Here is a 13,052-nt window from a genome sequence, read left to right as displayed (position 1 = left end):
GCGCTTTCATCTTTCGCAAAAAGTAGCCGCACAGCAAAAGATCTATGACTTTGGCGCAACAATCTTCTGCTTGAGCTGCAGGGCGGCGATGTAGCGGCTCCGGTAGGCGGAATCTTCTGGCGTCAGCAAGGTGAGCCTGTCGCGCGCGCGCGTGGCGGCGACATAGAAGCGGTTTTCCTCTTCCAGCGGATCCGTCTTGCTGCGCGGGAATTCGTCGACGGCCAGGTAGGGCAAAATCACGTGGTTGTACTCGAGGCCCTTGATCTGGTCGATGCAGGCGATGACGAGTTTGGCCTTGCCGGTCGAGACCGTCACGGCCTCTTCCATCTCGCCCAGCCAGCCGGCAAAGCCGCCCAGCGCCACGCCCGCTTCGCGGCATACGTCGATAAAGCCATGCAGGGAACGGGCGACGACCCGCGCCTGGGCCGGATCGACATAGATGCGGCGCGCCGTCTGTTCCAGCTGCATCAGGCCAAAGATGTGCTGCAGCGCGTCGCCCGCCAAGGCGTCGGGCGACAGCGCGCGCAGGTAGTCGACGGCGGCCAGGGTCAGCGCCGCCTTGTCCTGGTTCTGCGACTTGGCCAGCTGGTTCGTCAAGAAGCCTTCCAGCAAGTCGGGATAATTGGCCACGTCGGCCTTGGCTTGCTGCAATTCCGTGCGCGTAAACGGGATTTCCGCGAAGGCCACCAGGGCTTCGAGGATTTCGCCGCGGCGCGGGCCGCTCTTGATCGCGTGCAAATCCTTGCGGGCGATGGCGACCATGCCGCGCAGCATCAGCACTTCCAGGCTCAGCAGATAGCTGTTCATGTCCACCAGGCCATACGCAATGCCGCTCTGAAACAGCGCCGTTTCCACGCGGATAGCCTGGTCGCGGTCGCGCAGCAAGATGGCCGTCGTGCCCGCATGCGCATGCTCGAGCGCGGCGATCAGCTGGGCGCTGCACGCCTGCGGCTGCGCATGGTCATATTCGAGCAGCTCGATCTGCGTGGCGCGCGACAGGGCCGACACGCTGGGCTTGTTCTTCAGCACGCCCACGGCTTGCGCCAGCTGCGGGCCGTAGCGGTAGGATGCCGTCAGCGGCAGGCGCTGCAAGGCGGGGAATTCCTGCTCGAAGCGCTGGCGCAGGAAGCGGTGGTCGGCGCCCGACCACGTGTAGATCACTTGATCCTTGTCGCCGGCGCCGCAGAAAAACGCGTTGCCGCGGCGTATCAGCATGGTCAGCAGGCGGAACGACGCTTCATTCAAGTCGTGCAATTCATCGGCCACGATGATCTGGAAGGCCGGCAATTGCTGGCGCAGCGGCTCGTCGCCGTCGAGCATGCGCACGAGATCGTAGGTGGCGTCGAATGGGGCGCGGAACTGGATATCGCCCGTGTCGGCGCCGCGCAAGCCTTCGTATTCGCGCAGCCACAGATAGTGCGTGCGCGACATGCCCAGCATTTCCAGGTTGTCGTCCAGGGAATTGCTCTCGAAGTCAGGATTTTGGAAATCCAGGCGCGCCTTGGTGCGCAATTGCAGTTTCAGGAATTCGGCAATGGCCCCGTTGGTCGTATTGATTTCCAGCGGGTAGCGGTGAGCGTATTTCTCGGAAACCACTTCCAGCGCTTCCCAGGCCACGGGGCGCAGCTCTTCATCGCTGCGCATGAACGCCACCTGCATGTTTTCCAGCTGCGACAGCACCTTGGCGGCAAAGGCGTCGAAGGTGTCGATGGTCAGGCGCTTGACGACGCCCAGCGGCACGCCCACTTCCAGCAGGCGCTGGCGCAGGGCCACGCGCGCCGCTTCCGTGAAGACGAGGGCCAGCATGCGTTCGGGCGCGCGGCCCCGGTGCAAGGCTTCGGCCAGGCGCAGGGCCAGGGTCGTCGTCTTGGCGGCGCCGGCATTGGCGTCGATCAGGACGACCTTCTTTTGCGCCGTCTGGATGGCGACCTGCTCGGGCGTGGGCGTGATGCGTTTGGGAATGAACTGCGGGGCGTTATCTGTACTCAAGGGTATCCTGAAATGGTGTCTGTTCTCGGCGCGCTACCAGGCGCAGGTGCGCAGGCCGGCAAAGATGTCGCCCCGTTCGGGCGCATGGAAGGCGCGCATGCGGGCCGAATGCAGGCGCGGCGGCGTGGCGAACGAGGCCCCGCGCAAGACCTGGTGCTGCATGAAATACGGCGCCGAATACTCGCGCCAGGCATCCACCGCAAAGCCCGGATACGGCTCGAACGGCGTCGCCGTCCACTCCCATACCTGGCCCCAGTGAAAGCGCGGGTGGCCGGACAGCGCAGCATACTCCCATTCCGCCTCGGTCGCCAGGCGGCGCCCCGCCCAGGCGCAATACGCCTGCGCTTCATACAGATTGATGTGGCGCACGGCTTCGTTCGGCGGCAAGGTCGTGCGCTGGCCGAAGCGCATGGTGCGCCACTGCGTCGCTTCGCGCAGCCAGTACAAAGGCGACGAGCGCTCCTGCCGCATCAGCCAGGCGCTGCCGGCCGCGCTCCAGAACTGGCGGTTCTGATAGCCGCCATCGGCGACAAAATCGGCAAACTGGGCGTTGGATACGGCGCAGGCATCGATGGAAAACGGCGCCACGTAGCAGCTATGGGGCGGCGATTCATTGTCGAAGGCAAAACCGGCACCGCGCGGCGAGCCCAGTGCAATGGTACCGCCAGGAAAAGCGATCTGCCTCGCCCCGGGCGGCAAGGCCGGGCTGGCGGCCAGGGATTCCGGTGCTTCCAGACCCAGCCATTGCAGACCGGCCAGCATTTCCTCGCCACACAAGTCTTCATGCGCCAGGGCCAGCCGGTACGGCGCCAGGGCGCTGTCGACATTGGCTTCGCGCGAGAGCTTATCGAGCACGCGGTCAAGCACTTCATGGCAATACGTTTTGACGGCGCCGGGGCTGGGCAATTCCAGCGTCCAGCGCGCGCGGTGCTTGACCATATTGGCGTCGAACAAGTCGTCGCCGCGCGTCAGCAGGGAATTATAAATGGCGTCGGCCGGATGGCTGGACGCCGCTTCGCGCAGGATGAACCACTCGGCAAACCAGGCGACCTGCGCCAGTTGCCATAAAGGCGGATTGAGGCGCGGATGACGGGGCAGGCCCGCCACCACGTCCAGGCCGGCAGTGACGTAACAGTCGAACAGGGAAAGGGTGTCCTGGCGCGCGGCCAGCAGCGACTGGGCCAGTTGCTGCGCGCCGGCGTGGCGAAAAGAGGCGTTGATTAAAGTCATAGCCAGATTGTAACGACTTATGCCAACCTTGCACTAGTCGCACAGGAAACAGGGAGGCCCCCTCCCCCGCCTACTTGACCAGCAACTCGCCCTGCAGCGGCGTGACGACGGATTTGGGCATGCTGACGATAAAGCTGCTGCCCTTGTCGGCCACCGACTGGATGGCCAGGGTGCCGCCGTGGCGCAGCAGCACGTGCTTGACGATGGCCAGGCCCAGGCCCGTGCCTTGCGTTTCGCGCGAGCGGCTCTTGTCGACGCGGTAGAAACGTTCCGTCAGGCGCGAAATATGCTCCTGGCTGATGCCGATGCCCGTGTCTTGCGCGATGAATTGCGGTCCGGCCGGGCCATCCTGCCAGCGCAGGGTGATGGTGCCGCCGGCCGGCGTGTAGCGCACGGCGTTCGAGGCCAGGTTGCCGAAGGCGCTGTACAGTTCATCGTAGCTGCCCAGCACGTCGGGGCCATCGCATTCCATGGTCACGTCATGCTTGCCGGCCGACAAGCCCTTGGCGTCGCGCAAGACTTGCTGCATGAGCTTTTTGATGTCCACGGGTTCGGGGCGCAGCGGATAATCGACCGATTCCAGGCGCGACAGGGTCAGCATGTCCTCGATCAGATGCTGCATGCGGTGGCCCTGCTCCGTCATCAGCTTGAGGTGGGCGGCGCGCGTGGCGGCGTCCAGGTCCAGCTCGGCGGAAGCGATTTCCAGGAAGCCCACGATGACCGTCAGCGGCGTGCGCAATTCGTGCGAGGCGTTGGCGATGAAGTCGCGGCGCATCATTTCGATGCGTTCCGTCTCCGTCACGTCGTGCGTGACGAGGATCTGGCGGCGGTTCTCGAACGGGATGATCTGCACGATCAGCTTGCGGTTGCGGAAAGTGATCGTCAGCGGCTGGTCGTAGCGGCCCAGGATGATGTAATCCATGAACTCGGGGCTGCGGATCAGGTTGGTCACGCGCATGCCCTTGTCGCGCTCGTGCGTGAGGCCCAGGTGTTTCTCAGCGGCAGGATTGCACCATTCAAGGAACAGCACGTCATCCATGATGACTACGCCGTCGGGCAACAGATGCATGGCCTGGCGGAATCGCGCCAGCCATTCCGTCAGCTCGGCCTGGTTTTTCTCGTCGTCGCGGCGCATGCGGTACAGGCGCGCGAAGATGCTGGTCCAGGCGCCCCAGCCGTCGGGCAGCTTGGCGCTTTGCGGATTGTCCAGCCAGTTACTCAGCTGGAACAGATACGACAGCTGCACGAACACCATCATGGCCATCAGCACGAAGGCGATGCCCAGCGCATACGTGGCGCCAAACAGATACCAGACGACGGCCACGCCCAGCAGCGCCAGCACCATGCGCAAGGCGGCCGGTACCCAGAACAGCAATTTCGGATTCATAGAGTGAGGCTTTACTTTTCAGACAACATGTAGCCGACGCTGCGCACCGTCTTGATCAGGCTTTCCGCCTCCTTCAAGGCTTTGCGCAAGCGCAATACGTGGACATCGACCGTGCGTTCCTCGATCACCACATGGTCGCCCCACACCTTGTCGAGCAGCTGGCTGCGCGAAAATACGCGCTCCGGATGGGCCAGCAGGAATTTCAGCAGCTTGTATTCGGCATGGCCGATATCGATCTTCTGTTCATCCATCATCACCGTGCAGCTGACGGGGTCCAGGGCCACGTTGCCGGCGCGCATGGGCGCCTGCGCGTGTTCCGGACTCTTGCGCCGCAACAAGGCCTTGGCGCGGGCCAGCAGCTCGCGCGGCGAGAACGGCTTGGTGACGTAATCGTCGGCCCCGCTGTTCAGGCCGGCCAGCTTGTCTTCTTCCATGCTCTTGGCGGTGAGCATGATGACGGGAATGGCGGCGAAATTGCGGTCGGCGCGGATGCGCGACAGCAGGCGCAAGCCCGTCTGGTCCGGCAGCATCCAGTCCAGCAGGATCAGATGCGGCGTGCGGTGCTGGATGAATTCCCAGGCATCGGCGACGTTTTGTACGGAACAGCAATTCCAGCCGGATTCGCGCAGCGAATAGGTCACCAGTTCAACGATGGCCGGCTCATCTTCAACAATCAATACCGTGGTTTTATCAGATGCCATAAAGCTTACTCAGGGAGCTCCTCGGAAATGGCGGGAGCAGCCACCTTGGTGTGGCGGATGTCCTTGCCTTCAACCACGTAGATCACGTATTCGGCGATGTTTTTCGCATGGTCGCCGATCCGTTCGATGGCCTTGGCCACCCACAGGGTATCGAGCGCCGCCGAAATCGTGCGCGGGTCTTCCATCATAAAGGTAATCAGGTTGCGCATGATAGACCGAAACTCATGGTCGATGATGGCGTCTTGTGCAATTAATTGTAAGGCCTGCTTGCCATCGTTGCGCGCGAAGGCGTCCAGCGCGTCGTGCAGCATGTCGGTGGCCGTGTTGGCGATGCCGCGCACCATCTCATAATGGTTGACGACGGCGTTGCCCCGCTTGTGCAGATTCTTCGCCACGCGGGCGATCTTGGTCGCCTCGTCGCCTACGCGCTCGAGGTCGGTAATCACCTTGATGGTGGCCATGATGGTGCGCAAGTCGTTGGCGGCCGGCTGGCGGCGCACGATCAGATGGCTGCAGGCGTCGTCCAGCGACACTTCCAGCTGGTTGACGACGTCGTCTTCGCGCATCACGCGGTCGGCGCGCTCGGGGTTGCCGATGCGAAAGCACGTCATCGCGTCGAGGAACTGGGTTTCAACGATGCCGCCCATCAGGAGCACTTTCGAGCGGATCGCTTCGAGTTCGTTGTCGTATTGCTTGGATGAATGTTCGCCTATCATGCCGTCTCTCCGTATTCAGTTGTCTTGTATATCGTTATTCCGGGCGGATCAGCCGAAGCGGCCCGTGATGTAATCCTGCGTTTCCTTGCGGGCCGGATTCATGAAGATCTGGTCCGTTTCGCCAAATTCCACCAGCTCGCCCAGATACATATACGCCGTGTAGTCGGAGCAGCGCGCCGCCTGCTGCATATTGTGCGTCACGATGGCGATCGTGTAATCCTGTTTCAGTTCGCTGATCAGCTCTTCCACCTTCGAGGTCGAGATCGGATCCAGCGCCGAGGTCGGCTCATCGAGCAGCAGCACGTCCGGTTTCACGGCCACGCCGCGCGCGATGCACAGGCGCTGCTGCTGGCCGCCCGACAGCGACAGGCCGCTCTTGGTCAGCTTGTCCTTGACTTCGCCCCACAGCGCGGCCTTTTTCAGGGCCCACTCGACGCGCTCGTCCATCTCGCCTTTCGACAGGTCTTCATACAGGCGCACGCCGAAGGCGATGTTGTCGTACACGGACATGGGGAACGGTGTCGGCTTCTGGAACACCATGCCGACCTTGGCGCGCAGCATGTTGACGTCCTGGTCGGCGTCGAGCACGTTGCGGCCGCGGTACAGGATGGAGCCTTCCGCGCGCTGGCCCGGATACAGGTCGTACATGCGGTTCAGGGTGCGCAGCAGGGTCGATTTGCCGCAACCGGACGGGCCGATGAAGGCGGTAACCTTCTTCTCGTGGATGTCCAGGTTGACGTTATGCAAGCTTTGCGTTTTGCCGTAAAAAAAGTTCAGGCCCGAAATCTCGATGGTTTTCTTCTTTGGTGCCAGGTCTTGGGCTGGATTCATTTGCGTATTCATATGGGTTCGCTTCGCTCGGTATCTGTTTAATTAGGGACTTTTTGGCTGAACACGGTGCGCGACAGGATATTCAGGGCCAGCACGCTGAAGGTGATCAGCAATGCGCCGCCCCAGGCCAGCGAGCGCCAGTTGTCGTACGGGCTCATCGCAAACGATGCGATGACGGACGGCAAGTTGGCCATCGGCGCATTCATGTTGAAGCTTTGGAACTGGTTATTCAGGGCAGTGAACAGCAGCGGCGCCGTTTCGCCGGCGATGCGGGCCAGGGCCAGCAGCACGCCGGTGATGACGCCCGCTTTCACGGCGCGCAAGCGCACCAGGGTGGCGACCTTCCAGCGCGGCGCGCCGAGGGCAAACGCGGCTTCCAGCAGGCTGTTCGGCACCAGGCGCAGCATGTTGTCCGTCGTGCGTACCACCACGGGCACGGCGATCAGGGACAGCGCGATGGCGCCCGCATAGCCGGAGAAGTGTTTCACGTGGGCCACATACAGCGCATACACGAACAGGCCGATGACGATCGATGGCGCCGACAACATGATGTCCGTCACAAAACGCGTCACTTGCGCCAGCTTGTTTTCTTCGCCGTATTCAGCCAGGTAGATGCCGGCCAGGATGCCGATCGGGGTGCTGACGACGGTCGCCAGGCCCACCATCAGGGCGCTGCCGACGATGGCATTGATCAGGCCGCCGCCTTCGCTGCCGGGAGCCGGCGTCGTTTGCGTGAACAGGTCGATGGACAGGGCGCCGAAACCCTTGATCACCAGGGTGAACAAAATCCACACGAGCACGGCCAGGCCCAGGGCCATGGCGGCCACCGACAGGGCGATGCCGACGCGGTGCATCAGCAGGCGCTTGCGGTAGACGGGGTTCATGGCCGGCTTGGCCGGAACGTCGTGGGTGCTAACTTGGCTGAGCTGGCTCATTTCGTGCCTTCCTTGCGGGACATGCCAGCCAGCATCAGCTTGGCGGCGGATAAGACGATAAAGGTGATGACAAACAGGATCAGGGCCAGCGAGAACAGCGAGGACACGTGCAGCGCCGATTGCGCTTCGCCGAATTCGTTCGCCAGCAGCGAGGTGATGCTGTTACCGGCGGCAAACAGCGACCACGACAGTTTATTCGCGTTGCCGATGACGAAGGTGACGGCCATGGTCTCGCCCAGCGCGCGGCCCAGGCCCAGCATGACGCCGCCGACGACGCCGGTCTTGGTGTATGGCAAGACGATCTTGCGCACCACTTCCCAGCGCGTGCAGCCGAGGCCGTATGCGGATTCCTTCAGCACGGCAGGGACGATTTCGAACACGTCGCGCATCACGGAAGCGATGAAGGGGATGATCATGATGGCCAGCACCAGGCCGGCCGTCAGCAAGCCGATGCCCATCATGGGGCCGCTGAACAGCTGGCCGATGACGGGCACGTTGCCCAGCGTGGCTTTCAGGATAGGCTGGACGTGGTCGGCGAACAGGGGCGCGAAGACGAACAGGCCCCAGATGCCGTAGATGATCGATGGCACGCCGGCCAGCAGTTCGACGGCCGTGCCCAGCGGGCGGCGCAGCCAGGCCGGGCAGATTTCCGTGAGGAACAAGGCGATGCCGAAGCTGACGGGAAAGGCGATCAGCAAGGCGATGACGGACGTCACCAGGGTGCCGATGATGGGGATCAGGGCGCCGTACTGGTCATTGACGGGGTCCCATTCCGCGGACACGATGAAATGCAGGCCGAAGGTCTTGAAGGCCGGTATCGATTCCATGATCAGCGAAATGATGATGCCCACCAGGACGATCAGCACCGACAGGGCGAACAGCATCGTCACCTTGTGGAACATGAAATCCTGAAAGCGCTGCTTGCGCATGGTGGAAAGCATTTGCGCGTGACTGATGGAATCGGTCATGGTGCCGCCTGGCATGGGGATCGTGGAGGAGGTAGATTGTGCGCTCATATTGTGCCAGATGTGGGTGGTACTGCCGGTACTACTGTTTTAATACGCCTGTCAAAACCTACTGCGCGTCGGGATTTACGGCCTGCGATGCTCACTGTACCTTCGTACAGTTGCGCTTCTCGACCGCAACTCCCTTCCGCTCGCTACGGTTTTGTCAGGCGTCGTTGCTTTTATTCTTTCAGCTACTTTTATTCTTTTAGCCAGGACCGTCTGCAAGGGCTTGCGGGCGGTCCTGGCTAACTCCCTGCCCCGCCATACTGCCGGCGGGGCAAGGATGAATGACTCAGGCTATGCGATTAGTAGATCGACTTGCCCGATGCATCTTTCAGGTTAGCTTTCCACGATTCCTGCACCAGTTTCACGACCGATGCCGGCATTGGCACGTAGTCCAGTTCGACAGCGGCAGGGCCGCCGTTCTTGTAGGCCCAGTCGAAGAATTTCAGGACTTCCTTGGCCTTGGCTGCGTCAGCCTGGACTTTGTGCATCAGGATGAACGACACGCCGGTGATAGGCCAGCTGTTCTTGCCAGCCTGGTCGGTCAGGACCACGCCGAAGCCTGGGGTTTGCGTCCAGGGTGCCGAAGCGGCTGCTGCCTTGAAGTTTTCGTCGTCAGGCTGCAGGAAGTTGCCGTCCTTGTTTTGCAGCTGGGTGTGCGACATCTTGTTCTTCTTGGCGTAAGCCCACTCGACGTAGCCGATCGACCCCTTGATACGCTGTACGTTGGCGGCGACGCCTTCGTTACCCTTGCCGCCCACGCCGACGGCCCATTTCACAGCCGAACCGGCGCCGATCTTCGATTTGAATTCCGGATTGGTTTTCGACAGGAAGTCGGTGAACAGGAAGGACGTGCCCGAACCGTCGGCGCGGTGCACTACGGTGATTTCCGTGTCCGGCAGCTTGACGCCACTGTTCAAGGCGGCGATTTCAGGCGCGCTCCACTTGGTGATCTTGCCCAGGTAGATGTCGCCCACGACCTTGCCCGTCATCTTCAGCTGGCCTGGGGTCACGCCGTCCAGGTTGACGATGGTGACCACGCCGCCCATGATGGCCGGGAACTGCATCAGGCCCGCTTCTTCCAGCTCTTCCGCCTTCAAAGGCATGTCCGAAGCGCCGAATTCAACAGTCTTGGCCTTGATTTGCTTGATGCCGGCGCCGGAACCGACGGACTGATAGTTCAGGCCGTTGCCCGTGTTGGCTTTGTACGTCTCAGCCCATTTGGCGTAGATCGGGTACGGGAAGGTTGCACCAGCACCTGTCATATCTGCCGCCATGACGGAAGCGGAAGAAAATGCCATCGCTGCCGAAGCACCCACGACGATAAATTTGAACATTTGCTTCATTTGCATATCAAGTCCTCAGGGTTGTTAGGGCTCAAAGTCCCGGTTGAATGCTGCGCAGTCTAGCAAGCGAATATGACAGCTTTATGACATGGGTAAAAAATCCTGAAATAATTGGCTACGCCCGGGGAATCGCCCTTTTTGGCACAAAAAATGACAGGACGGGCGACGCTTTATGACAGCTTATGTCACGCTTACGTCATATTTCATGATTACACTCACAACGCGTCATATGCGATGAAATACGGATGAAATACGGCTAGAATTAACTATCTGCAAAGACAAAAGAATATGAAACCTGAACTGCACATGGAAGTGACCAAATCGGGCATCCTGCTTGACCGCGAACTGTCGCAACTGACTTTCAACCGGCGCGTGATGGCCCAGGCGGAAGACCCGAACATTCCGCTGCTCGAGCGCCTGCGCTACCTGTGCATCGTCAGCAGCAACATGGATGAGTTCTTCGAAGTGCGCGTGGCCAGCCTGCTGGCGGCCGGCAGCATCGGCGGTTCGCTGGCCGGCCACCCCGCCCTGGCGGCCAATCTGGAGCGCATCGGCAAGGAATGCCATGCGCTGGTGGAACGCCAGTACGAGATATTAAATAGCGAAGTCTTGCCGGCCCTGCGCGAGGCGGGCGTGCATTTGCTGCGCGACAACGACCGCAACGATGCGCAGCGCGCCTGGGTCAAGCAGTATTTCGACCGCGAAGTGCGCCCCCTGCTGACCCCTATCGGCCTGGACCCGGCCCACCCGTTCCCGCAAGTGGTGAATAAAAGCCTCAATTTCATCGTCTCGCTGAGCGGCAAGGATGCGTTCGGGCGCGGCACGGCGATCGCCATCGTCAAGGCGCCCCGTGTCTTGCCGCGCGTCATCAAGCTGCCGGACGACATTTCCGGCGATGGCGTGTCCTTCTGTTTATTGTCGTCCGTGATCCATGCGCATATCTCGGATTTGTTCGCCGGGCGCGAAGTGATTGCCTATTCGCAATTTCGCGTCACGCGCGACAGCGACCTGTGGGTCGATGAGGATGAAGTCAAGAATCTGCGCCAGGCGTTAAAAGGCGAACTCGTGGGGCGCCAGTTCGGCACCTCCGTACGCCTGGAAGTGGCGCGCAATTGCCCGCCGGAATTGTCGCAGTTCCTGCTCGACCAGTTCAATCTGGATCAAAGCCGGCTCTACCGCGTCAACGGCCCAGTGAACCTGGTGCGCCTGTCGGAAATGATCGACCACGTCAAGCAGCCCGAGCTGCGCTTCCCGCCGTTCTTCCCGGGCCTCGCGCACAAGGCCATCGGTAACGACATCTTTGCCGCGCTCAACAAGCACGACATCCTGCTGCACCACCCCTACCAGTCGTTCCAGACGGTGATCGACTTCATCCGCAGCGCCGCCTACGACCCGTCCGTCGTCGCCATCAAGCAGACGATCTACCGCACGGGCATGAACTCGGACCTGATGGAATCCTTGATCACGGCGGCGAAGATGGGCAAGGAAGTGACGGTCATCGTGGAATTGATGGCGCGTTTCGACGAGGAAGCCAATATCAACTGGGCCGACAAGCTGGAACAGGCGGGCGCACAGGTCGTGTACGGCGTGGTGGGCCTGAAAACCCACGCCAAGGTGGCCCTCGTCATCCGCCGCGAAGAAGGCGCGCTGCGCTTCTATGCCCACTTAGGCACCGGCAACTATCACCCCACGACCACCAAGCTGTACACGGATTTCGGCTTGCTGACGGCGAACCAGGACCTGGCCGTGGAAGTCAATGAGGTGTTCATTCATCTCACCAGCCTGACCAAGCCGCACAACCTGAACCACTTGTGGCTGGCGCCGTTCGGCCTGCAAAGCGAGATCATCAAGGCCATCCGCAACGAGGCGAAGATCGCCCGTTCGGGCCGGCGCGGACGCATCATCGTGAAAGTCAATGCGCTGGTCGACGAATCCGTGATCCGCGCCCTGTATGCGGCCTCGACCGATGGCGTGAAGATCGACCTGATCGTGCGCGGCGCCTGCACCCTGAAGCCGGGCGTGCCGGGATTGTCGGAAAACATCAAGGTGCGCTCCGTGATCGGCCGTTTCCTCGAACACAGCCGCATTTACTACTTCCGCAACGACCTGGCGCACGATGTCTACCTGGCCAGCGCCGACTGGATGAGCCGCAACCTGTTCCGCCGCGTGGAAGTGGCCTTCCCCGTGCTGGACCGGGCGCTGAAACGGCGCGTGATCGCCGAGGGCCTGAATCCGTATTTGAAGGATAATACCAATGCATGGGAACTGGAGCCGACGGGCCACTACGCGCGCCGCAAGCCGCGCGGCAAACAGACGCCGTTCAGCGCCCAGCAATATTTGATGCACACACTGGGCACGCCGGGCGCGGAGGTCGGCGAATAGGCAACTCTATACACAGGAGTACAGCATGGATCTCATCTTGTGGCGACACGCAGAAGCCGAGCCGGGCGTCCCCGACCTCGAACGCGCCCTGACCGTCAAAGGCCAGAAACAGGCGCGCCGCATGGGGGAATGGCTGGCCTCGCAACTACCGGAAAATTGCCGCATCCTCGTCAGCCCTGCCCTGCGCACCTTGCAAACGGCGGAAGCGCTGGGACGCAAGTTCAAGCTGATGCCGGAACTGGCGCCCGGCGCCGAGGCGGAAGACATCCTGAAAGCGGCCAACTGGCCCGGCGGCAAGGAAACCGTGCTCATCGTCGGCCACCAGCCCACCCTGGGCCAGGCAGCCGCCCTGCTGCTGACGGGCGAGGAGCAGGAATGGGAAATGCGCAAGGCCAGCGCATGGTGGTTCTCGCAGCGCGAGCCAGGCGACCCCGTCAGTGTCTATCTGAAGGCCGTGATGGCGCATGACTTGGTGGTGAAATAGTAAAACAGGGAAATGCGCAAGGCCAGCGCAGGATGGACAGG

Annotated in this window: 11 protein-coding genes; 2 read left to right on the top strand and 9 right to left on the bottom strand. The window is 61.6% G+C overall.

Translation table 11 applies throughout. The annotated features are described in order from the left end of the window. Positions 1-42 precede the first annotated feature (42 nt). The 9 genes from AC07VH_RS11870 to pstS form a co-directional block, all read right to left on the bottom strand. Positions 43-1,989, bottom strand: a complete 1,947-nt coding sequence (locus tag AC07VH_RS11870; RefSeq protein ID WP_494787978.1) for a UvrD-helicase domain-containing protein — start codon at positions 1,987-1,989, stop codon at positions 43-45. A gap of 33 nt (positions 1,990-2,022) precedes the next feature. Beyond that, positions 2,023-3,219 carry a selenoneine synthase SenA gene (gene senA / locus AC07VH_RS11865; protein ID WP_494787977.1) on the bottom strand — a complete coding sequence of 399 codons (1,197 nt, stop codon included), beginning with the start codon at positions 3,217-3,219 and terminating at the stop codon, positions 2,023-2,025. 70 nt (positions 3,220-3,289) lie between these two features. After that, positions 3,290-4,606 (bottom strand): phosphate regulon sensor histidine kinase PhoR, encoded by a 1,317-nt coding sequence (gene phoR / locus AC07VH_RS11860; protein WP_475413516.1) that lies wholly within the window; start codon positions 4,604-4,606, stop codon positions 3,290-3,292. Between the two features lie 11 nt (positions 4,607-4,617). Then, positions 4,618-5,307: a response regulator gene (locus AC07VH_RS11855; RefSeq protein WP_034755074.1), complete on the bottom strand. Its 690-nt coding sequence runs from the start codon at positions 5,305-5,307 to the stop codon at positions 4,618-4,620. 5 nt (positions 5,308-5,312) lie between these two features. After that, positions 5,313-6,023 (bottom strand): phosphate signaling complex protein PhoU, encoded by a 711-nt coding sequence (gene phoU / locus AC07VH_RS11850; protein ID WP_070218051.1) that lies wholly within the window; start codon positions 6,021-6,023, stop codon positions 5,313-5,315. A gap of 48 nt (positions 6,024-6,071) precedes the next feature. Next, positions 6,072-6,854, bottom strand: coding sequence for a phosphate ABC transporter ATP-binding protein PstB (gene pstB, locus AC07VH_RS11845; RefSeq protein WP_373631409.1), 783 nt, complete (start codon positions 6,852-6,854; stop codon positions 6,072-6,074). A gap of 38 nt (positions 6,855-6,892) precedes the next feature. After that, positions 6,893-7,789: a phosphate ABC transporter permease PstA gene (gene pstA, locus AC07VH_RS11840; RefSeq protein WP_475413517.1), complete on the bottom strand. Its 897-nt coding sequence runs from the start codon at positions 7,787-7,789 to the stop codon at positions 6,893-6,895. Further along, positions 7,786-8,757, bottom strand: coding sequence for a phosphate ABC transporter permease subunit PstC (pstC, locus tag AC07VH_RS11835; protein WP_235194289.1), 972 nt, complete (start codon positions 8,755-8,757; stop codon positions 7,786-7,788). Before pstC ends, pstA begins: the two co-directional genes overlap by 4 nt. A 344-nt stretch (positions 8,758-9,101) precedes the next feature. Continuing rightward, a complete protein-coding gene (gene pstS / locus AC07VH_RS11830) occupies positions 9,102-10,151 on the bottom strand; it encodes a phosphate ABC transporter substrate-binding protein PstS (protein ID WP_230540999.1) in 1,050 nt (349 codons plus the stop codon). 282 nt (positions 10,152-10,433) lie between these two features. Between pstS and ppk1 the strand changes: the two genes are divergently transcribed. Continuing rightward, positions 10,434-12,527 (top strand): polyphosphate kinase 1, encoded by a 2,094-nt coding sequence (gene ppk1, locus AC07VH_RS11825; RefSeq protein ID WP_475413518.1) that lies wholly within the window; start codon positions 10,434-10,436, stop codon positions 12,525-12,527. 25 nt (positions 12,528-12,552) lie between these two features. Further along, positions 12,553-13,011 (top strand): phosphohistidine phosphatase SixA, encoded by a 459-nt coding sequence (gene sixA / locus AC07VH_RS11820; RefSeq protein WP_070304180.1) that lies wholly within the window; start codon positions 12,553-12,555, stop codon positions 13,009-13,011. The last annotated feature ends 41 nt before the right edge of the window (positions 13,012-13,052 follow it).

It is taken from the genome of Janthinobacterium sp. GW821-FHT03C10 (assembly GCF_059420865.1).
The sequence above is the reverse complement of the archived record's forward strand: the minus strand, read 5'-3'. Positions and strand labels throughout refer to the sequence as shown.